Source organism: Algibacter pectinivorans (assembly GCF_900112595.1).
GTDB classification, from domain to species: Bacteria; Bacteroidota; Bacteroidia; order Flavobacteriales; family Flavobacteriaceae; genus Algibacter_B; species Algibacter_B pectinivorans.
This window is the reverse complement of sequence record NZ_FOMI01000001.1, coordinates 58,533-80,558: the sequence shown is the minus strand read 5'-3', so window position 1 is coordinate 80,558 and position 22,026 is coordinate 58,533. Positions and strand designations below refer to the sequence as shown.

Annotated in this window: 24 protein-coding genes; 13 read left to right on the top strand and 11 right to left on the bottom strand. The window is 32.7% G+C overall.

Annotated features, from left to right (window positions below; genetic code table 11):
* Positions 1-9 precede the first annotated feature (9 nt).
* The 7 genes from BMY96_RS00315 to secDF all read left to right on the top strand — a co-directional run bounded on the left by BMY96_RS00315 (position 10) and on the right by secDF (position 10,366).
* Positions 10-531, top strand: coding sequence for an RNA polymerase sigma factor (locus BMY96_RS00315; protein WP_092847622.1), 522 nt, complete (start codon positions 10-12; stop codon positions 529-531).
* A 59-nt stretch (positions 532-590) separates the two neighbouring features.
* Positions 591-1,505, top strand: a complete 915-nt coding sequence (locus BMY96_RS00310) for a FecR family protein (RefSeq protein WP_092847619.1) — start codon at positions 591-593, stop codon at positions 1,503-1,505.
* Positions 1,492-4,038 carry a TonB-dependent receptor plug domain-containing protein gene (locus BMY96_RS00305; protein WP_092847616.1) on the top strand — a complete coding sequence of 849 codons (2,547 nt, stop codon included), beginning with the start codon at positions 1,492-1,494 and terminating at the stop codon, positions 4,036-4,038. Before BMY96_RS00310 ends, BMY96_RS00305 begins: the two co-directional genes overlap by 14 nt.
* A gap of 94 nt (positions 4,039-4,132) precedes the next feature.
* A complete protein-coding gene (locus tag BMY96_RS00300; RefSeq protein WP_092847614.1) occupies positions 4,133-5,191 on the top strand; it encodes a DUF6588 family protein in 1,059 nt (352 codons plus the stop codon).
* 285 nt (positions 5,192-5,476) lie between these two features.
* Positions 5,477-6,403: a malate dehydrogenase gene (locus tag BMY96_RS00295; RefSeq protein WP_092847612.1), complete on the top strand. Its 927-nt coding sequence runs from the start codon at positions 5,477-5,479 to the stop codon at positions 6,401-6,403.
* Positions 6,404-6,530: 127 nt separating this feature from the next.
* Positions 6,531-7,142: a hypothetical protein gene (locus BMY96_RS00290; RefSeq protein WP_092847609.1), complete on the top strand. Its 612-nt coding sequence runs from the start codon at positions 6,531-6,533 to the stop codon at positions 7,140-7,142.
* Between the two features lie 230 nt (positions 7,143-7,372).
* Entirely contained in the window at positions 7,373-10,366 is a 2,994-nt protein-coding gene (gene secDF / locus BMY96_RS00285; RefSeq protein WP_092847607.1) for a protein translocase subunit SecDF, read from the top strand.
* Between the two features lie 433 nt (positions 10,367-10,799).
* Here secDF and BMY96_RS00280 read toward each other — a convergent pair whose 3' ends face one another.
* Genes BMY96_RS00280 through BMY96_RS00260 form a run of 5 tightly spaced genes read right to left on the bottom strand, consistent with a single transcriptional unit; the run spans position 10,800 to position 14,989 of the window.
* Complete coding sequence (locus BMY96_RS00280; protein ID WP_092847605.1) at positions 10,800-11,279, bottom strand: DUF192 domain-containing protein; 480 nt, start codon at positions 11,277-11,279, stop codon at positions 10,800-10,802.
* 44 nt (positions 11,280-11,323) lie between these two features.
* Positions 11,324-12,253 carry a prolipoprotein diacylglyceryl transferase gene (lgt, locus tag BMY96_RS00275; protein ID WP_092847602.1) on the bottom strand — a complete coding sequence of 310 codons (930 nt, stop codon included), beginning with the start codon at positions 12,251-12,253 and terminating at the stop codon, positions 11,324-11,326.
* Positions 12,254-12,308: 55 nt separating this feature from the next.
* Positions 12,309-13,433 (bottom strand): peptidylprolyl isomerase, encoded by a 1,125-nt coding sequence (locus BMY96_RS00270; protein ID WP_092847600.1) that lies wholly within the window; start codon positions 13,431-13,433, stop codon positions 12,309-12,311.
* Position 13,434: 1 nt separating this feature from the next.
* Positions 13,435-13,977 (bottom strand): gliding motility-associated peptidyl-prolyl isomerase GldI, encoded by a 543-nt coding sequence (gene gldI / locus BMY96_RS00265; RefSeq protein ID WP_092847597.1) that lies wholly within the window; start codon positions 13,975-13,977, stop codon positions 13,435-13,437.
* On the bottom strand, positions 13,970-14,989 hold the full coding sequence (locus BMY96_RS00260; RefSeq protein WP_092847594.1) for a DHH family phosphoesterase: 1,020 nt from the start codon (positions 14,987-14,989) through the stop codon (positions 13,970-13,972). The genes gldI and BMY96_RS00260 overlap by 8 nt, the downstream gene beginning before the upstream one ends.
* 85 nt (positions 14,990-15,074) lie before the next feature.
* Between BMY96_RS00260 and BMY96_RS00255 the strand changes: the two genes are divergently transcribed.
* On the top strand, positions 15,075-16,106 hold the full coding sequence (locus BMY96_RS00255) for an alkaline phosphatase D family protein (RefSeq protein ID WP_092847592.1): 1,032 nt from the start codon (positions 15,075-15,077) through the stop codon (positions 16,104-16,106).
* A 49-nt stretch (positions 16,107-16,155) separates the two neighbouring features.
* Positions 16,156-16,575: a nucleoside-diphosphate kinase gene (locus tag BMY96_RS00250; protein ID WP_092847589.1), complete on the top strand. Its 420-nt coding sequence runs from the start codon at positions 16,156-16,158 to the stop codon at positions 16,573-16,575.
* 82 nt (positions 16,576-16,657) lie between these two features.
* Here the strand turns inward: BMY96_RS00250 and BMY96_RS00245 are convergent, their stop codons facing one another.
* The 6 genes from BMY96_RS00245 to recF all read right to left on the bottom strand — a co-directional run bounded on the left by BMY96_RS00245 (position 16,658) and on the right by recF (position 19,771).
* Positions 16,658-16,849 carry a cold-shock protein gene (locus BMY96_RS00245; RefSeq protein WP_092847586.1) on the bottom strand — a complete coding sequence of 64 codons (192 nt, stop codon included), beginning with the start codon at positions 16,847-16,849 and terminating at the stop codon, positions 16,658-16,660.
* Between the two features lie 110 nt (positions 16,850-16,959).
* Positions 16,960-17,151 (bottom strand): cold-shock protein, encoded by a 192-nt coding sequence (locus BMY96_RS00240; RefSeq protein ID WP_092847583.1) that lies wholly within the window; start codon positions 17,149-17,151, stop codon positions 16,960-16,962.
* A gap of 123 nt (positions 17,152-17,274) precedes the next feature.
* Complete coding sequence (locus BMY96_RS00235; protein WP_067150460.1) at positions 17,275-17,466, bottom strand: cold-shock protein; 192 nt, start codon at positions 17,464-17,466, stop codon at positions 17,275-17,277.
* Positions 17,467-17,564: 98 nt separating this feature from the next.
* Complete coding sequence (locus tag BMY96_RS00230) at positions 17,565-17,861, bottom strand: DciA family protein (RefSeq protein WP_092847581.1); 297 nt, start codon at positions 17,859-17,861, stop codon at positions 17,565-17,567.
* Positions 17,862-18,008: 147 nt separating this feature from the next.
* A complete protein-coding gene (locus BMY96_RS00225; RefSeq protein ID WP_092847579.1) occupies positions 18,009-18,695 on the bottom strand; it encodes a 2'-5' RNA ligase family protein in 687 nt (228 codons plus the stop codon).
* Positions 18,692-19,771, bottom strand: a complete 1,080-nt coding sequence (gene recF / locus BMY96_RS00220; protein ID WP_092847576.1) for a DNA replication/repair protein RecF — start codon at positions 19,769-19,771, stop codon at positions 18,692-18,694. Before recF ends, BMY96_RS00225 begins: the two co-directional genes overlap by 4 nt.
* Before the next feature lie 178 nt (positions 19,772-19,949).
* On the opposite strand from recF, the gene BMY96_RS00215 reads away from it, so the two are divergent.
* The 4 genes from BMY96_RS00215 to BMY96_RS00200 all read left to right on the top strand — a co-directional run bounded on the left by BMY96_RS00215 (position 19,950) and on the right by BMY96_RS00200 (position 22,025).
* Positions 19,950-20,720: a tetratricopeptide repeat protein gene (locus BMY96_RS00215; RefSeq protein WP_092847574.1), complete on the top strand. Its 771-nt coding sequence runs from the start codon at positions 19,950-19,952 to the stop codon at positions 20,718-20,720.
* 17 nt (positions 20,721-20,737) lie between these two features.
* Positions 20,738-21,223, top strand: coding sequence for a 6,7-dimethyl-8-ribityllumazine synthase (gene ribH, locus BMY96_RS00210; RefSeq protein ID WP_092847572.1), 486 nt, complete (start codon positions 20,738-20,740; stop codon positions 21,221-21,223).
* A gap of 227 nt (positions 21,224-21,450) precedes the next feature.
* Entirely contained in the window at positions 21,451-21,684 is a 234-nt protein-coding gene (locus BMY96_RS00205) for a hypothetical protein (protein ID WP_092847570.1), read from the top strand.
* Positions 21,685-21,737: 53 nt separating this feature from the next.
* Positions 21,738-22,025 (top strand): riboflavin synthase subunit beta, encoded by a 288-nt coding sequence (locus BMY96_RS00200; RefSeq protein ID WP_092847567.1) that lies wholly within the window; start codon positions 21,738-21,740, stop codon positions 22,023-22,025.
* The last annotated feature ends 1 nt before the right edge of the window (position 22,026 follow it).

Here is a 22,026-nt window from a genome sequence, read left to right as displayed (position 1 = left end):
CTTAGATGTATGAGTGGTCCCAAACCTAATTTATGTGAAGAGTCTAGCTTCAATACTTTTTATTTAAAACATATTCAGTCTGTTAATAATTTTGCATTTTATAAATGTGGCGATTCTTCGGCTTCATTAGATTTAGTGCAAGATGCTTTTGCAAAAATATGGGAAAACTGTTCTAAAATAGATTTTACAAAAGCAAAAACATATTTATTTACTACAGTCAATAATTTATTTTTAAATACGATACGGCATAATAAAGTGGTAATGAATTATGCTAAAGAAGCGCCTTATATGGATAGAACGGACTTAAGCCCAGAATATTTGTTAGAGGAAGATGAATTTAAAATGAAGTTACAAAGCGTAATTGCCGATTTAAGTAACGAGCAGCGGGAAGTTTTTTTATTAAATAGAATAGAAGATAAAAAATATAGAGAAATAGCCGAAATACTTGGAGTTTCTCAAAAAACGGTAGAAAAACGGATGTCTGGCGCTCTAAAAATACTGCGTAATAAGATTGAAGAAGTAAAATTTTAAACTTAAACGTTAGGGTAAACTAATATATAGGTGTCTTAATATTGAAAAGCATCACAAAAATGAATAAAGAACAAGACATATTAAGGTGGTTTAATGGCGAGCTGTCTGCCGAAGAGATTAAGAGCTTGTATCCAGACGAGGATTTTTCGGTTTTAGAAAGAACAGGGTTTTATGCCAAACAATTAGAAGCACCAAAAGTAAATGCAGAACAAGCGCTAGCCGACTTTAAGAAAAGGACCTTTAAAAAGGATGAACCTAAAGTAATTTCTTTAAACTTTAAAACGTTTATGAAAATTGCTGCTGTTTTGGTGGTGCTATTAACCTCGTCTTATTTTCTATTCTTTAATAATGTGAACTCCTTTGAAACGCAAATAGCCCAAACCGAAACTTTTAATTTACCTGATGACTCCGAGGTTATATTAAATGCACAGTCTAAATTATCGTATAACAAAAAGGAATGGGCATCTAGCAGATCTCTAGAGTTAAAAGGAGAAGCTTTTTTTAAGGTAACCAAGGGCGAGAAATTTACAGTGCAAACCAGCGCCGGATCTATACAAGTGTTAGGTACGCGGTTTAATGTAAAGCAACGCGATAAGTATTTTGAAGTGGCCTGCTATGAAGGTTCTGTAAGTGTAACAAGTAATCAAGGTGTAGTTATTTTAAAACCTGGTAAAACCTTTAGAGTAGTTGATGGTGAGGTTGTAGGCATTAAAGATTTTAACGCCAAAAGCCCGTCGTGGTTAGCCCAAGAATCTAGTTTTGATAATGTACCACTATGGCAAGTTATTGCTGAGTTGGAAGCGCAATACGATATTCAAATTAATGCAGAAGGTGTTAATACATCGGAGTTGTTTTCAGGTAGTTTTACGCATTCCGATAAAAATATAGCGTTACAATCTGTAACCATTCCTTTAAAATTAAGCTATAAAATAAACGGTAAAAAAGTGGCGTTTTATAACTATGAATCTAAATAAACCAATATCCGCTTTACTTTTAATGGTGTTTAGTTTTTCTTTTGCTATACAGGCTCAAGAAAAAATAGAACTGTCTAGTCTAATTTTAAATTTAGAGGACAAGTTTGATGTTAAGTTTTCGTATTCGCTAAATGAAATTAGCTCGATTTTGGTTAATAAACCTAAAGAAATAGATGCTCTGGAAACTATTATTGAGCATCTTAATAAAGAAACCATTCTTAATTTTAAGTTTTTAAACGAGCGTTACATAACGATTTCTACAATAGAAAAAAAAGTAACTGTTTGTGGGGTTTTAATTTCTGAAACTGATAAAGAACCACTTTTTGGGGCTTCAGTTTTAATACAAAATACCACCAAAGGTGTTATAGCAAATGATGATGGCGCATTTCAGCTTGAAAATGTAGGCATTAATGAGCAATTAATAATCTCCTTTTTGGGTTTTAAAACACAAGTGTTAGCTGTAAAAGAGTTGCTTCTTTTAAATGAAGACTGTAAAACTATAGCTATGGTTGAGCAGAATGAAGCTTTAAATCAAATATTAATTGAAAAGTATTTAACTACAGGTTTGCAAAAGTATATTGATGGAAGCACGGTTTTAAATACTGAGAAATTCGGAATTCTTCCAGGGCTTATAGAACCGGATATTCTGCAATCCATTCAAGCTTTACCTGGTGTTGAAAGTGTAGACGAAAGTATTGCTAATATTAATGTTCGTGGCGGTACTAACGATCAAAATTTAATACTTTGGGATCATATTAAAATGTATCACTCGGGGCATTTTTTCGGACTCATTTCTGCCTATAATCCTTATTTAACCGATAAGGTTGTGGTTACAAAAAACGGAACATCTAGCGAGTTTAGCGATGGGGTTTCAAGCACCATAGCTATGTCTACTAAAAATAAAATAGACGATGAGGTTTCGGGCGGATTTGGCGCAAATTTAATTCATGCCGATGCGTTTCTTAAAATACCATTGAGTAAAAAATTAGCACTTCATATTTCTGGCAGGCGTTCGTTTACAGATATGTTAAATACACCTGCGTATGATAATTATTTTGAGCGAAGTTTTCAAGATAGCGAACTTACAACCAATAGCGATAATATAACCGAGAGTAATCGGTCGTCAGATTTTGTGTTTTACGATTATACAGCAAAACTGCTTTTCGATTTAAATGAAAATCATAAAGTTAGAGCTAACGTTATTGGCATATATAATAATTTAGATTATACAGAAAGTTTCACCAATAGTGAGAATCAGTCTGAAGCTAAAACAAGTAATTTAAAACAAGAAAATTTAGGTTTTGGGGCGAGTTGGAACGGGAAATGGACTTCGCGATTTTCAACAGATTTTACAGCTTTCTATTCTAAATATAATGTTGATGCGGTGGATTACAGAATAGAAACAGATCAAAAATTAACCCAAGCAAACGAGGTTTTAGAAACGGGTATAAAACTAAAAACTAATTTTAAAATTAATGACACTTTTAATGTGTTAAGTGGTTATCAATTTAGTGAAATAGGTATTTTAAATAGTACGGAGGTAAGTGCGCCTGCTTACAATAAAACTAAAAAAGATGTGCTATTAAATCATGCCCTTTTTGGCGAAATAGAATATAATAAAGCCAGTACATATTTAAGAATAGGAGTAAGGGGTAATTATTTTCAAAAGTTTAATAAGTTTCTTATTGAGCCGCGTTTATATGTGAGGCAAAAGTTATCAAACCAATTTGCTTTAAAACTGCAAGGAGAATTTAAAAACCAATCGGCTACTCAAATAATTGATTTTCAAGATGATTTTTTAGGAGTGGAAAACCGAAGATGGATTTTGGCTAATAATGAATCTATTCCTATTTCAGAAAGTAAACAAGCCGCTTTTGGTTTTGAGTATAGCCATAATAATTTGATTGTAGATGTTGAAGGTTTTTACAAAACGGTTGATGGTATTACGGTTTCTAATCAAGGGTTTTACAATAATTTTCAATATTTAAATGCTACAGGAAGCTATGATGTTAGAGGTGTTGAGTTTCTAATTAATAAAACAGCAGCAAAATATAGTACCTGGTTAAGTTATACCTACAGCATAAATGATTATGAATTTAATACGCTTACACCATCTATATTTCCTAATAATGTAGATATACGGCATTCTGTTTCGTTAGCTTTAAATTATGATGTAATTAAAAGTTTAAAAGTATCTACAGGAGGTATTTGGCGTTCTGGACAGCCCTTTACAAAACCAGTAGAGGCTAATGAAACCGTTCAGGACGGTAATAATATTTATGTGAATTATAATAGCCCTAACGCCGAAAACCAAGATGATTTTATCCGTTTAGATGCTTCGCTTAGTTATTCTTTTAACACCTTTAAAACTGCAAAATCGTCGGTGAGAATAGGTGTTATTAATTTATTAAATAGAAAGAATATTATAAATACGTACTACGAGGTAGATCCAAACGATTCTAATACTGCTTTAAAAATAGAGAATAAATCGCTAGGGCTTACTCCAAATATTAGCTTTAGATGTAGTTTTTAAGTTTAAAAATCCGTTTAAATACATTTTTTTTCGATAAAAAGTATTATTGTGTAATTTTTTTTCTATGTTTGTAAAACCAAATTAAAATTAAGAAATGAAAAAGTTATCCTTACTTATGTTACTCTGTTTTGTAACAATTACTTCAAAAGCACAAGATATTGATGCTTTATTAGCTGCAGGCGTAGATAATGCAGAGCGTTTTGCTGATGATTATTTAGCCCCAGGAACAAATGGTTTAATGCATAGTATGAATGCCAACTGGTTTAATACTGCTGATGCTAAACCTTTAGGCGGTTTCGAGATTTCTGTAATTGTTAATGCAGCTTCGGTAAAAGATGATAATAAATCATTTTTAATGAATATAGCAGATTACAATATGCCTGGTCAAGATTTTGATATCGAATTTGCCGACGGTGCTGATACAAAGATGGTTGCAACTGCTTTAGGAGAAAATGACTCAGATATAGATATTATTGTGCGTTACGACGATCCGCTTAGTCCGGGTGAGGATAGAAATAGAGAGGAGCGAATAACGTTACCTAGTGGTATTGGTGATGCTAGTGCTAACTTATTACCAACAGCATTTCTTCAAGGTGCACTAGGATTGAGCAAAGGAATTGAACTTAAAGCTCGTTTTGTTCCTAAAATTGAGACAGATGATGTTGAATTAAATATGTATGGTGCTGGTTTACAACTAGAGTTTACCAAGTGGTTGCCAGCAGATAAAGTGTTGCCAGTTGCTGTTTCTGGTTTAGTGGCTTATACACATCTAGATGGTGTTTATAATTTAACAGAATCATCTGGAATTGATGGTGAAAATCAGCGTTTAGTGAACGATACTAGTACGTGGTTATTTCAGCTCATAGCGTCAACAAAATTACCAGTGATAAATTTTTATGGTGGTTTAGGCTATATTAAAGGAACCTCAGAATCTGATTTACTTGGAACTTATGAAATTAATAATGGACCTTTATCATTCTTAAGTGAAGAGGATAGAACAGTTAAAGATCCGTTTTCAATATCAAGCGATGTTGCAGCTGTTAGAGGTACTATAGGAACAAAATTGAAGTTAGGTTTTTTCAGACTTAATGCAGAATACCATGTGTCGGAATTCGACTCGTTTTCTGTAGGTATTAATTTTGGTTTCCGTTAGGAAGTCGCATAAAAAGAAAGTTAATTTTTAGTTAGTTATATTTAATTTTTGTTTTAAAAAAAGCACAAGATTTTATCTTGTGCTTTTTTCGTTTACAGCGTTTTAATTTGTAATTTAGCGCTAGTTAATTTTCGGGCCAAATCAGTTTTATTTTTGGTAAGCTTTTATTTGCTTTAATATTGAAAATTAATAAGGTTTATGACGATAGTCATGTTATTCATGCTATTATATCCCGAATTTTGAACAACGATTTAAACAAATAAAACACTAATTAAAATAAATATTATGAAAGTTACCGTAGTTGGAGCAGGAGCAGTAGGAGCAAGTTGTGCTGAGTATATTGCTATTAAAGATTTTGCATCAGAAGTTGTATTGTTAGACATTAAAGAAGGTTATGCTGAAGGTAAAGCCATGGATTTAATGCAATGTGCATCTTTAAATGGTTTTGATACAAAAATAACAGGTGTAACAAACGATTACAGCAAAACGGCAAATAGTGATATTTGTGTAATTACTTCTGGAATTCCTCGTAAACCAGGAATGACTCGCGAAGAATTAATTGGTATTAATGCTGGTATTGTAAAAGCGGTATCAAATAGCTTACTTGAGCATTCTCCAAACATGGTGCTTATTGTGGTAAGTAACCCAATGGATACTATGACGTATTTAGCGCATAAATCTTTAAACATCCCTAAAAACAGAATTATTGGAATGGGTGGTGCTTTAGATTCTGCACGTTTTAAGTACAGATTAGCAGAAGCTATGGAAGCGCCAATTAGCGATATCGATGGTATGGTTATAGGTGGTCATAGCGATAAAGGTATGGTGCCATTAACAAGTCATGCAACAAGAAACAGTATTAGAGTTTCTGAGTTTTTAAGCGAAGAACGTTTAGAGCAAGTAGCTGCAGATACTAAAGTAGGTGGAGCAACATTAACAGGTTTATTAGGAACTTCTGCTTGGTATGCGCCAGGAGCTGCCGTAAGTGGTTTAGTTCAAGCTATTGCTTGCGACCAAAAGAAAATGTTCCCTTGTTCTACATTTTTAGAAGGTGAATATGGTTTAAACGATATCTGTATTGGAGTTCCTGTAATTTTAGGAAGAAACGGTATTGAAAGCATTGTTGATATTCCTTTAAGCGATGCTGAAAAAGCACATATGCAAGCTAGTGCAGAAGGTGTTAAAAAGACTAATGGATTATTAGAGTTGTAGAATCCATTTTAATAAATAATAAAAAGGCTGTCTTTATAAAGACAGCCTTTTTTGTTTTTGGAATTTACTTTTTTCTGGAATTTAATATTATGCCCTAAGGGAAATATATTTTCTTTATATTTGGCGCATGATTGCAAGATGGTGCATTAGTATATTAATTTTTAGTCTTACCTTATTTGGTGCTGTTTCCCAGCAACAAATGGTTGTGGCTAATCAAGAAATTGTACTTCAATTTCAGGATACCGATTTAACATCTTATCAAACCGAAAATACTGTTGCTGCTTTAACGCTTCAATTGCAAGATTTAGGCGCTCAAAAAATACAAGTACTTTCTAAAGCTAATGGTACATTAAAAATCACCTATTATAGTGATGCCGATATTACCCGCATTAAGCAAACGCTAGCTAAAGAAAGCCAATTATCGCTTAAGCTTAGCGCTCAAGATAGGGACGCTTCTCAATTTCCCTTTAACGATTCAGATGTTAGTTATAATCTTGATGTTTACGAAATACATAAAGGACAGGATTCTGGTTGGGATTTTGATGGAGCCATCAGCTTAGAAGTTAAAGTTAAAAGCGACCGTTTTTTAGATCCTAATGTTTTAATAGCTGGACATTTAGTACATTCATATCACGAAAACCTTTTACAGGTTGCTTATAAAAACCGTAGAGAGGTTGCTACTCAAATAAGCAGTCCGTTACACACTATTCCCGAGGTAAGGGCAGGACCCAAATGCTAAAACGTTAATACCTTGTTTTTTATAGAGTTTCTATGATGTCTTTAAATAAGAAATATAGTCTATCTAATACGTTTTTCACCGCTCAGAATTCAAGTTATAACTAGCGTTAATACCAACGAATTCGTAAACATCATATTCAAAAAAATAAAATTGTCAAATCCTACAGTAAATTCTATATTTGCTCGCCCTGAAATATTCAGGTTTAAAAATTTGACGTAAAAAGTATAACAATGCAAAACAAAGGATTAGTAAAACTATTTGCTATTTTGTTTGGTTTGGTAAGTCTTTACCAATTATCATTCACATTCACAGCAAATTCAGTTGAAAAAGAAGCGCAAGAAGTTGCCATTAACAAAATATCTGAGTCAGAGCCAGATTACCGTGCACTTCGTAGTCAAGAAGAGGCTAACTATCTTCAAGAAAAAGGAACAGATACCGTTTACAATATTGGTGTTGCAAAATTCACTTATAATGAAGTGAAGCAAAAAGCCATGAATCTTGGTTTAGATTTAAAAGGTGGTATTAACGTTATTCTTCAAGTATCTGTAAAAGATATCTTAAAAGGATTAGCAAACAACACTACAGATCCTGTTTTTAATAAAGCTTTAGAAGATGCTTCAGAGCTTCAAAAAAATAGTCAAAACACGTATTTAGAAGATTTCTTTACGGCGTTTGATGCTATTAAAGGTGATACTAAATTAGCCTCTCCAGATATTTTTTATACCAGAGAATTAGATGGCGAGATTGATGGTAGTATGTCTGATGCCGATGTAAAAAGCATTATCGAAACTAAAATAGACGAGTCTATTGTTTCTGCTTTCGAGGTATTACGTAAGCGTATTGATGAGTTTGGTGTAACATCTCCAAACATTCAACGTTTAGGAAACTCTGGTCGTATTTTAGTAGAGTTACCAGGAGTTAAAGATGTAGAGCGTGCTACAGGATTATTACAAAGTACAGCGCAATTAGAATTTTGGGATGCTTATAAAGGCGACCAATTTTACCAATTTATAGACCAAGCAAACGAAGTTTTAAAAGACCTTGTTGAAGATGCAGATAATGTTGCTGAGATTGAGCCACAAGATGAAGAGAATGCACAAAACGATCAAATTGATGATTTATTAGGAGATGCAGAAACAGATTCTACAGCAGTAGATAATAACAACCCATTAGGTAAATTAATTAGAGGTATTGGTTACCAAGGCGGACCAATTATCGCTAAGTTCGAAATTAAAGATAAAGAAACCGTATTAGATTACTTAAACAAGCCACAAGTAAGAGCATTACTTCCTGCAGAGCAACGTTACACCAAGTTTGTTTTTGGTAAGCCAGAGAAAGGTAGCGAACTTGTAGATTTATATGCATTAAAAGGAAACAGAGAAAACGTACCACAATTAAGTGGAGCCGTTGTTACCGATGCAAGAAACCAATTTGGTGCAACAGGAAAATCTGAAGTATCCATGCAAATGAATGCTAAAGGTGCTAAAATCTGGGAAGAAATGACTGGAAAAGCATACGCGCAAGGTAGCCAAATCGCTATTGTTTTAGATGATGTTGTGTATTCTGCACCAGGAGTAACTACAGGACCAATTGCTGGTGGTAGTTCTTCTATTTCTGGAGATTTTACATTAAATGAAGCTATCGATTTAGCAAACGTATTACGTGCTGGTAAATTACCAGCTTCTGCAGATATTATTCAAAGTGAGGTTGTAGGACCATCTTTAGGTAAAGAAGCTATAGATAGTGGTACAATGTCATTCTTAATTGCATTGGCTTTAGTATTAATATGGATGATTTTCTATTACGGAAAATCAGGAGCATTTGCAGATATCGCCATGTTATTAAACCTTTTATTAATCTTCGGTATTTTATCAGGATTAGGAGCCGTATTAACATTACCTGGTATTGCGGGTATTGTATTAACCATTGGTATGTCGGTGGATGCAAACGTACTTATCTTCGAGCGTATTCGTGAGGAGTTATCGAAAGGTAAAGGACAAGCAGAAGCTATTAGCGACGGATTTAGTAATGCATTATCATCTATTTTAGATGCCAACATTACAACCGGTTTAACCGCATTAATCTTATTTGTTTTTGGTACAGGACCAATTAAAGGTTTCGCAACAACTTTATTAATAGGTATTGCAACATCTTTATTTACGGCAATTTTCATAACAAGATTATTAATCGATTGGTATTCTGGTCGTGGAGGTAAATTAGAGTTCTCAACAGGACTTACTAAAAACCTTTTCAGAAACATCAACATCGAGTTTTTATCAAAACGTAAAGTAGCCTATATCATTTCTGGTGCTTTAATCGTTGTAAGTTTAGCATCTTTAGCTATAAACGGGTTAAATCAAGGTGTCGATTTTGTTGGAGGTAGAACGTATCAAGTACGTTTTGCGCAAGATATTAGCGCTTCAGAAATTACAGATTTATTATCGCAACCAGATGTGTTTGGTAGTGCAGATGCAAAAACTTTTGGAGATGCTAACCAGTTAAAAATAACAACTAAATACAAAGTAAACGAGTCTGGTTCTCAAGTCGACGAGGAAATTAGAAAAGCGCTTTACACAGCTTTAGTACCGCATTTAGAAGGTATAAGCTACGAGCAATTTATCGATTTAAACGACGAAAATAAACAAGTAGGTTTACTAGAGTCCTACAAAGTAACACCAACCATTGCCGATGATATTAAACAAGCATCTTTCTGGGCAATTTTAGGATCGTTAATTGTAGTATTCCTATACATCTTGTTCCGTTTTAAGAAATGGCAATATTCATTAGGAGCCGTAGCAGCAGTATTTCACGATGTTATACTTGTGTTAGGTGTATTCTCATTAACGTATAAGTTTATGCCATTTAACATGGAAATAAACCAAGCGTTCATTGCAGCAATACTAACCGTAATTGGTTACTCATTAAATGATACCGTGGTTGTATTCGATAGAATTCGTGAATTCTTTAACGAGCATACCAACTGGAAATTCGATAAAGTGGTAAACGCATCATTAAGCAGTACATTAAGTAGAACATTAAATACCTCATTAACAACATTAGTAGTGTTGTTAGCCATCTTTATATTTGGAGGCGATTCAATAAGAGGATTTATGTATGCATTAATAGTAGGTGTTGTTGTGGGTACGTACTCATCATTATTTATAGCTACGCCAATAATGTATGATTCTGTAAATAAACTAAAAGACAAGGAAAAGAACGACTAACTCAAATTTTTCCTTTTAAAAAGCCTATTAACTTTAAGTTAATAGGCTTTTTTTGTGGAATATCCGAACATTAAGTTATTAGAGTAGTAACTAAAATTAGATCGACATATTGAGCGACTGGCGGCCTACAGCTAGGTTATCGCACCCTTGTCTTGACTAAGAACAGGTTCAATATACTTGCCTATAGGAAGGTGTATGTAAAGTATTGCTTATTAAATTTACTACACCAAGTATAAGTTTAAAGCTTTAAAAGGATGCCGTTTTAATCCCTAACGCAACTATCTGCTACACTTCGTGTAGGTTATGGAATAAATAATATGAATAAGAATTATAATTTTAAAGGCGCCATGTTTTTATATCAGTACCTTTTTAGAACTGTTTCTCTTTAGCTGATTGTTTAGATCTAGAAAAACTAAAATTGTTAAGTTAGCTGTTAATTGAACAATAAACGATCTCCAACAGCAATACCCCAAACATCAACTAAACCAGCATTAACTTCTAATACATATTTAGCAGGTGCATTTGATGGGAGTGAAGATTCATCAAAAGGTTTCGCCTTTTTTTGAAAACTAACAATAGCTTTGTTAGCATTAATATAAATAAGATCTAAAGGGATTTTAGTGTTTTTCATGTAGAAGAAACGCTCTTTTTCATCATCAAAAACAAAAAGCATGCCTTGGTTGTTGGCCATTGAATTTCTGTACATTAATCCCGTTTGAATGTCAAAATCGGTATCAGCAATTTCAATATCAAGCTTTATTGCTGTAGTGTCGGAAGCTTTTAGAATACTTAATTCACCTTCTTTAGTAAAGCTAACTTCAGTTTGTTTAATAACTTTTTTGTCTTCCTTACAACTCAATAAAGAAACACCTAAAAATAAGAGAAGTGCTATAATGTTAGGTTTCAAAGTCATCACAAATTTCCTTTTCTTGAATTTAGTTTTTATTATTTGAAATTTTAATTACCTGCTGTTTTGGGCTTGTAGACAAACATAAAATAAAGCCCTATTAATACAAAAGGTATACTTAACCATTGTCCAGTATTTAAACCAAACCAATTAATGTATTCTTCGCCTTGAGGTTCTTTTGTAAATTCTATAAAGAAACGAATGCTCCACAGTAAAACTAAAAACAAACCAAATAAAAATCCTGGTTGGTCTTTTTTGCTAGTCTTGGTATAGAAGTACAATAAAATTAAAAACACAAAAATGTAGCAAAACGATTCGTAAAGCTGCGATGGGTGTCTATAAGGGACAGCCTCTAATAAATTTTGAAACTGTGCATTATCGGTTACAGCGTTATAGGCTTTTTGAACATCGTTTATACCTGTACGCTGTACAATTTCCCTTTTATAATATTGGTCTTGTATAAAACGTACCCCAAAATTAGAATCGGTTACCTTTCCTATAATTTCAGAATTTATAAAGTTTCCAATTCTAATAAAAACAGCTCCGGAAGCTACGGTAATTACAATACGGTCTAAAATCCAAAGTAAAGATTTATAGTAGTATTTTTTTCTATACAAATACATACCAACAATAATACCAATAGCAGCACCATGACTTGCTAGCCCTTGAAAACCTGTAAACTCAAAACCACCTTTAAATTTAAAAGGAAGAAAAATGCTGAAAAAATCTTCAGAAATTAATTCCGATTGATAAAATAAAACATGCCCTAGTCGCGCTCCCAACATAGTTGCTAAAACGGTATAAATAAAAAGAGGGTCTAAATAATCTAAAGACACTTTTTCTTTTGTGAAAATACGTTTCATGATATACCAACCTATAACAAATGCAATAACCCACATAAGGCTATAAAAGTGGAGTTTGAAATTTCCAATAATATCAATCCCAGTTATAGGGTTCCAATCAAATTTTAATACTTGCATAGGTTTTGTTTTACGCTGTAAATATAAAGGTTTATAGAGGTATTAATGTTAAAATTTAATTAAGAAGTTCTAAGATTTCAACTTCAAAAATAATATTAGATTTTGGAGGAATACCTCTAGATCCTGCTTCGCCGTAGGCTAAATGGTAAGGTATAAACAGTGTAGCCTTATCGCCAACGTTTAATTGTTGTAAGCCTTCTTTAAAACCAGCTATCATTTGTGCATCTGGACCAATATCGGCCGTAATAGGTTTGTATCTATTTGCGGCTTTACGTTTTTCGTTAACGGCATCTAGCTTTTCGGCAATTTCCAATTTGCTAGTTTCTAGTAGTTTTCCATTTTCAAAGTACACCGCATAATGGGTTAATACGGGCGTGTTTTCGGTTAAGCCTTCGCCGGTTCCTTTTTCGGAAACATAATATTTTAAGCCAGATTCTAAAGTTATAGCCTTAGCTTTTTGCATTTCGAATTTTTCTAGCGTGGCTTTTAGTATCGCTTCGGCTTTCGCCTTTTTTTCTTTTTCAATGCGTTCTACTTCTGCAAAATGATTTTCAAATACCGAAGGGGCATCAAATTGTTTTGCGGCTTTACCTTTTCTTATAATGTTTAATTCTTCTATGGTTACATCCTCTAATGGCTTGTCTCTACTATCTGTTTTTACATTCGATATAGAATCTTGAACATCTAAACCAATAACCAATTTACCAAACACATTGTATTTGTTGTCAAGATGTGGTTTTGCAACTTCGGTTATAAAAAACTGACTACCATTTGTGTTAGGTCCAGAGTTAGCCATAGAAAGTATTCCGGGTTGGTCGTGTTTTAAGGCGGCGTTAAACTCGCCATTAAACTTATAACCTGGTCCACCTTGTCCTGTACCGTTTGGGTCGCCACTTTGAATCATGAATTTGTCGATAACACGATGGAAAATAACACCGTTATAAAACTTTTTCTTTTTGTATTTTTCGTTAACCATGGTGTTATTACCTTCGGCTAAGGATACAAAATTTGCAACCGAAATAGGCGCTAGCTCTTGCTCTAGTTTAGCAACCATGACGCCTTTGCTTGTTACAAACTCGGCGTACATACCGTCTTCTAGGTCTGGGTATTGTGCTTTACATGAGGTTAAATACATTGCAAAAACAAGCAATAAAACTTTAATAAAACGTATTGATAACATGTTAATGGTTTTGATTTAGGGTAATAGAATTTACGGTTACCTCGCAAATTAGAGGTGTATTTCTTCCAATTTTATTTTCATCGCCATAATAACCATAAGCTTTTTGCGAAGGGAAAAGGAAAGTAACTGTTTCGCCTGTTTTCATGAGTTTTAAACCCTCCCGAAGGCCGGTAAATAACTCTTCTTTATCCATGGCGTAGGTTTGCGTTTTTATGTCTTCCGTCGAGTAAATAACGCTACCATTAAGAGCCTTTATATTATAGTTGTAGTTAATAACATCTCCAAAATCAGGTGTTTTTAAAGAATCTATTTCAACTTTAGTGTTATAATAATACCAAAAGCCACTTTCTGAGGCTATATAATCCTTTTTTTCAAGGGTCATAAGTTTTTCAATAGAAGTTTTCTCTTTAGCGTTTAGCTTTTTATTGCGCTCTACAGAGGCATCAATAAATGAGCCCGATGTAACCGAAATTGGGCGTCTTGCTTCCGGAGTTTTGCAGCTAAATACTAGTAAAACTATGGCTATGTTAAGTAATTTATTCATTATTTAGTGCTTTGTTATAACTAGGCAATATACTAATAAATTTTTCAACCGTTTCGGTTAAGGTTAAATCACTTTTACCACCTGCAGCGTTAGTATGACCGCCGCCCTCAAAATGTGCTCTAGACATTTCGTTTACAGAAAAATTGCCTTTACTGCGTAAAGAAATCTTTATTATGCCTTCGTTCTTATCTTCAATAAAAATAGCAGCAAGCACTATACCATCTAGTGATAAACCGTAATTAACCACCCCTTCGGTATCTCCTTTTTTATAATTATATTTTTGTAACTCGTCTTGCGAAAGCGTAATATAAGCGGCTCTAGACTCCGGTATTACCTTTAAATTAGTTAAGGCGCAACCTAATAACTGTAAACGCTCATAACTGTTAGTGTCGTAAACGTTATTGTGTATTTCATTATTATTGGCACCTTTATCTATGAGTTTAGAAATTATAGCGTGTGTTTTACTAGTGGTAGATCTAAACCTAAAGGAACCTGTATCGGTCATAATACCAACATAAAGACAAGTTGCAATGGTGTTGTCTACTAGATGTTCGTCGCCTAAAAAGTCAATAAAATTGTAAACCATTTCGCAGGTAGAACTCATACTAACATCGCTGTAGGTATACGTAGCATAGTCGTCTGGTGCTTGATGATGGTCTATCATTATTTTTAACGCTTTACTGTGGGCTAAAACGGTTTCCATTTGTCCGGTTCTATGAAAAGCATTAAAATCTAATGTAAAAATAATGTCGACATTATTAATTAAATCTTCACAAGTGTCTCTTTGGGTGTCATGTTTTAAAATGCTTTCGTTACCTGGAATCCATTTTAAAAAATGCGGATAATCATTAGGCGCTATAACGGTAACATCATGATTGCCTTTTTTTAAATAATGATAAAGACCTAAAGTAGATCCAATAGCATCGCCATCGGGATTTTTATGGGGTACAATTACTATTTTTTTAGCCGATGATAATAACTGTTTTAGGCTTGTAATATCTTGTGTTTTCATAGGCCACGAATATACAATTTAATAATATATACTTTAAATGGATTAACGTACATTTATAGCATCTAAACCTATAAATTTATTTAAAATGAAGTTTGTATTTAAATGTATTGTTTTGAGTTTGTTTGTTTTTTCGTGTAAATCTGTAAAACATAAAACAGCTGCTCAAGTTGATACAAGTAGTGATTTTGTAATTGCTTTTGGCTCATGTAATAAGCAAGGAATTGAGAATATACTTTGGGATGATATATTAAGTAATAAACCAAACTTATGGATTTGGGGAGGCGATAATATATATTCTGATACCGATGATAGACAGGAAATGCAAGATGATTACAACCAATTATTAAAACAACCCGAGTATAAAAAACTAACCCAAAGTACTAAAATTTTGGCCACTTGGGACGATCATGATTATGGTTTAAACGATGGTGGCGCAGAGTTTAAAGCAAAACAGCAAAGTCAAGAATTATTTTTAGATTTCTTAAGTGTGCCAGAACATGATTTAAGAAGGCATAGAGAAGGTATTTATCATTCTGAAGTTATTGAAACAGAAAAAGGCGCAATAAAAATTATAGTTTTAGATACACGTTATTTTAGAACAGCCTTGACTGATGATGATGTCGTTGCAAAAAGGTATAAACCAAATAATTATGGAGAAGGTACTGTTTTAGGAAACCAACAATGGCAATGGCTAGAAAAAGAACTAGAAGCAACAAACGCAGATTTTAATATAATTGTTAGCAGTATTCAGTTTTTATCTGCAGAACATGGGTTTGAAACTTGGGGTAATTTTCCTCACGAAGTCGATAAATTAAAGCAGCTCATAAAAAAAACTCAAGCAAAAGGCGTTTTATTGCTTTCTGGAGACCGACATATTTCAGAGTTTTCTAAAACGAATGTTGATGGTGTAAACTATCCATTAATAGATTTTACATCAAGTGGATTAACACATTCGTATTCTAAATTTAGTTCGGAGCCTAATCCATACAGAATTGGTAAAGTGGTAAGTCAAATTAGTTTTGGTTTGCTTAAATTAAATTTTGATACAAAAGCAATAAAAATGGAAATGCGTGGAAATGATAATATTATACTACAAGAACTTTTACAAAAGTATTAGGATAAAAATAATATTTAAATGTATTTTTGCACAAAATTAAAACAATATAATGGCAACAAATAGAACATTTACAATGCTTAAGCCAGATGCTGTTGAGAAAGGACACATCGGTGCAATATTAGAAAAAATTTCAGCTTCAGGGTTTAGAATTGTAGCAATGAAATTAACACAAATGACAACTGCAGATGCAGAGGAGTTTTACGCAATACATAGTGAGCGTCCATTTTTTCCAGAATTAGTAACGTACATGACTCGTGGACCAATTGTTGCCGCTATTTTAGAAAAAGAAAATGCTGTAGACGATTTTAGAGCCTTAATAGGAGCTACAAATCCAGCTGATGCTGCCGAAGGTACTATTAGAAAAATGTTTGCAGATTCTATAAGTGAAAATGCAGTACATGGTAGTGATAGTGATGATAACGCGGCTATCGAAGGCGCTTTTCATTTTTCAGGAAGAGACCAATTCTAGGTATTACACCATAATAAAACATAAAAAAATCTCGCAACTTAGTTGCGAGATTTTTTGTTTTAAAAAAGTGCTGTATGTGGTACTAAACTACTTTTACGTTTACGGCGTTTAAACCTTTTCTGCCTTCCTGTAAATCAAACTCCACTAAATCGCCTTCGCGAATTTCGTCAATTAATCCAGAAATGTGAACAAAATGTTCTTTGTTTGAACCTTCTTCAGTTATAAACCCGAATCCTTTAGAATCGTTGAAGAATTTTACTGTTCCTTTACTCATTGTATAAATTTTAATTATTAATACTATATACAAGGCAAAGGTCGTGCCACAAAAAAAAGCCTATCAAATAAATGATAAGCTTTAAGTTGTAATTGTTATATAGTATATCCTTAGATTACTTTTACGTTTACTGCGTTTAATCCTTTTTTACCTTCTTGTAAATCGAATTCCACTGCATCGCCTTCACGAATTTCATCAACTAATCCAGAAATGTGTACAAAATGCTCTTTGTTGTTGTCATCTTCAGTTATGAAACCAAATCCTTTAGAATCATTGAAAAATTTTACGGTACCTTTATTCATTATTAAAATATTAAATTAATATTTGGTGAAGGTACACCCAATAAAGTTATAAAACACTATAAACAAAAAAAGCCTATCAAAATAAATGATAGGCTCTACTTGTAATTGTTAAATAGTATATCGTTAGACTACTTTTACGTTTACGGCGTTTAATCCTTTTCTACCTTCTTGTAGATCGAATTCTACAACATCACCTTCACGAATTTCATCGATAAGTCCTGAAATGTGTACGAAATGTTCTTTGTTGTTGTCTTCTTCAACTATGAAACCAAATCCTTTAGAATCGTTGAAAAATTTTACTGTACCTTTACTCATTGTATTTGTATTATAATAAATTAAGTCTCAAAGGTAATATAAATTATAACACCGCGTTAGTTTTTATTAAAATATTTTATCTAAGCCGTGTTGCATAATTATCTTAAAACCAGTTTTTTAATAATCTCTTTGCCTAGTTCCTCGTTAAGCATGGTTATTATTTTCGCCTTACCGTAGCTTAACTCCTCTCTTAACACACTAGAACTCAATTGCACATAAAGTGTTTCGCGCTCTAGATTTATTGATGTGGTGTAATTATTAACCCCGTTACCCATAAGGTTAGCCCATGCATCAGCAACATTTACTTTGTTTAATCCTTTTTCGAGCCTGTTAGTTTCAACAAACTCTTTTAAAGCGTCACTAATACTTAGGTTTTCGTTGTTTCGTTTTGCCATGCTACAGTTAACTTATATATGTAATTTAAATTTTGTTTAAAAGTATAAAATTAAGTCTAATTAAAGCTGGATTTTTTTTGGCGCTACCTATATGTAGCGGGTTACCGAGAATGGATTGGGCTTTTTAATACTATCCCAAATTAGGTTTTAATATTTAATACTAAATTCCGATAGCTTCTTTACAAATTTAACTCTTTGGTACCAATCATTATATACCAATTCTATATTTTTTACTTTAAAAGATCCAAAATTATGTGTCCTGTATTTCTCAATAATTTTTAAAAAATCTGTTTTATTATTTAATTTTTCTTTAAAACGAACCACCGTAGTATGTGCTGTTTGTATCGTGTAACGCTTATCTAAACTTTGTTGTAAATGAGAACTTTTAAAATGCGTTCTTAAATTGTTTCTTAAGTTGTTTAATGATTCATTTTTCATAAACCCTTGAATCATAAAGCAAGACGGGGATGCTGTAACGCCTTTAAATTCAATTTCAATCTCAGAAATATTTGATAAACTCTTTTTAATTAGGTTATTGTATTTAGCCACATCAATATCTTCAAGTTTAAAACCTGCATAGCAAGATATTAAAGACATTATGGTAATGTGAATATCTGTATTTTCATAATAATATTGGTTGGAATCTAAAATTCTTAGTTCGTTTAGAAATTTTTGAATTTCATTTTTGATTTCTAAAGGAGGCCTGATTAAAAGTGTTATACCAAACCTATTATCTTTAGACGAATCAATAAGTTTGTCAATAGTATAGTTGTCACTTATTATTTTTTCAAGAGACTTTTCGTAAAGCAAATTGTAATGGGCTTTCAGGTTCACAACTTAAAAATCTCAAACGATTGATGCACCTGTTTTACAGCATTTTCAGTACGTTCTGCATGTGTGTCGCTAATAAAAAGTTGTCCAAAATTTTCATCATCAACCAATTTAATAATTTGTGCTACACGTTGTTCATCTAACTTATCAAAAATATCATCCAGTAATAAAATAGGATTCACACCACTTTGGTTTTTTATAAAATCGAATTGTGCTAGTTTTAAGGCTATTAAAAACGATTTTTGTTGCCCTTGGCTGCCAAATTTTTTAATAGGATGTTCTGCTATATTAAAATGTAAATCGTCTTTATGAATGCCAACACTGGTGTATTGTAAGGCTCTATCCTTATTAATAGCAGCCATTAAAAGTGTGTTTAAGTTATCTTCAAATAAATGGCTATCATAAATTAAATCTACAGTTTCGTTGCCATTGCTAATGGCTTGGTATCGCGATTTAAAAATGGGAATAAAAGCTTTTAAAAAGGCATTTCTTTTTTCGAATATTACCGTTCCGTATTCGGTTAACTGCGAGTTGTAAACTTCTAAAGTGTCTTTGTTAAAGGTGTGGTTTAGTGCAAAATATTTTAATAAAGCATTACGTTGTGCCAGTATTTTGTTGTAGTTAATTAAATGATTTAAATAGCTATTATCGCTTTGTGAAATTACCGAGTCAATAAACTTTCGTCTGGTAGTGCTTCCTTCAATAATTAAATCTCTATCGGCAGGCGATATTATAACTAAAGGCAAAAAGCCAATATGCTCGCTAAATTTATCGTAAGCCTTTCCGTTGCGCTTAATTACCTTTTTTTGCCCGCGTTTTAAACTTATTGCTACTTTTTCGGTTTTTTCATCCTTATTGTAGTCGCCATTTATTACAAAAAACTCTTCATCATGCTTAATATTTTGCGTAGCAACAGGATTAAAATAACTTTTCCCGAAAGATAAATGGTAAATAGCATCTAGTACATTGGTTTTACCAATGCCATTGTTACCAACTATACAGTTTATTTTATCGTTGAAAGTGAACGATTTACTATCGAAGTTTTTATAATTTAGTAAAGAAAGCGATTTTAAAATCATAGAAAAAGCAACTTTGAGGGCCTTTAGAGGTTAAACTCTCGAAAAGAAGTGCAAATTATTGAAAAATATCAAATAAATAGGCTTTTAGTTATGAAGAAAAATTATATTTTTGCGCCACATTAATAATAATGCGTCCTGCATATAGTTTTGTTAGGACCATATCCAATAGACTAAATACATGGCAACTTATAAGAAAAGAGGTTACAAACCAAAAACAGAAGTAGAAAAGCAAGTTAATATTGAAGAAGAGTCTACAACTGCCGAGGTTTTTAACACACTTGATGAAACAGCTTCTAAAACAGAAGATTTTGTAGCAAAAAACCAAAAGTATATTTTTATTATTATTGGTCTTGTTGCTGTTATTGTTTTAGGGTCTTTAGCATATAAAGAATATGTTGCAAAGCCAAAACAACAAGCAGCTATGAACGATATGTTTCAAGCTCAAAAGTACTTTGATCAAGCTGTAAACGGAGCTTCTAAAGATTCACTATACAACTTAGCCTTAAATGGAGGTGAAGGTAAATTTGGTATGTTAGATATTATTGAGGAGTACAGCGGTACGCCTTCTGCTAACTTAGCAAACTACTATGCTGGTACAGCGTATTTAAGATTAAAAGATTACAAAAATGCGGTTAAGTATTTAGGTGAATTTAAAAGTAACGACGAGATTTTAGCACCTTTAGCTAAAGGAAATATTGGTGATGCTTTTGTGCAACTTAACCAAAACGATGATGCTTTAGGATACTACGAGCAAGCTGCCGAAATGCGTGATAACGAATTTACTACACCTATGTATTTATTTAAAGCGGGTACAATTGCTTTAGAGTTAGGAAAAGCAGATAAGGCATTAGCTTACTTTGAAAGAATTAAAAATGATTATGCAAACTCTACCGAAGCGGCACAAGTAGATGTGTTTATTGGTAAAGCTACGGTATTAGCAAATAAATAATATAGCTAGAACATAATATGGCTACGGCAAATAAAAATTTATCGGATTACGATAAAGCATCAATCCCAAACGCGAGTAATTATCGGTTTGGGATTGTTGTTTCAGAATGGAACGACACCATTACAGAAGGATTATACGAAGGCGCTTATAATGCCTTAATTGATAATGGCGCATTACCTGCTAATATTATCCGTTGGAACGTACCAGGAAGTTTTGAGTTGATTTACGGTTGTAAAAAAATGCAAGAACAAATGGTAAATGCGGTTATTGCAATTGGTAGTGTAATACAAGGTGAAACCAAGCATTTCGATTTTGTTTGCGAAGGGGTAACTCAAGGTATTAAAGATCTTAATGTTATGCGCGAAACACCAGTAATTTTCTGTGTGCTTACCGATAATAATATACAGCAAAGTATAGATCGCTCTGGTGGTAAACACGGTAATAAAGGTACAGAAGCTGCTATTGCTGCTATTAAAATGGCCGAACTTAGAGAAAACAACTAAGGCGGTTTTAAAAAAAATCAATTAAAAAAAACTAAATTCTAATATATGCTCAGAAGCGTCTTCTAAGTATTTAGAATTTAGTTTTTCTTTTTTTAGAAATATCTCAATTAGCGGTTTGTTAACATTTTTTGGCTTTTAAAGCTTCTGTTTCTGCCTACTTTTAAGTATTTTTGAAAAGAGGAGCAATGCCAATGTATTTTACATTTTTATTGGCAAAAAACTAGATTTTGTTTAAGCAACGTAAGCATAAAACTTTTAATTATCAACCTAGGTTTTCTAAGGAAAATCAAGCAGATTCTAGTTTAGAAAACAATTCTAATACCAAAGAATTTGTTTCCAAATGGAAACGCGAAAAAAGTACCAAAGTAAAAACAGGAGGTGCTATGTCCATGAAGGTGTTAATCTTAGTTTTGGTATTATTATTGATTTGTATGTATTTACTAGAAAAAAAATACATGTAAAACGCTACCAAATAAACTTGACCCTTATTTGGTACTAAAAAAACTTAGAAATCATGGGAATTTTAAAACTGCGTAAAAACAAAAAATTTAGTTATACACCTCGTACTTATGATGATAAAGGCGAAGGAAATCCTTTTGAGATTAAACATAAGTTTGACCAATACAGAAAAACCGTAGGTCCTAATAAAGGTATAAAAGGTAAGTTTATTGATGCTTTTGATGACTACAAAAACAACCCAGACCACCAAGCTAGTAAGCGTGTTTTAATTATTATTGGAATTCTTGTTTTAGTATTTTTATTCATCATCGATTTCGATTTATCTATATTTTTACCCAAATAAT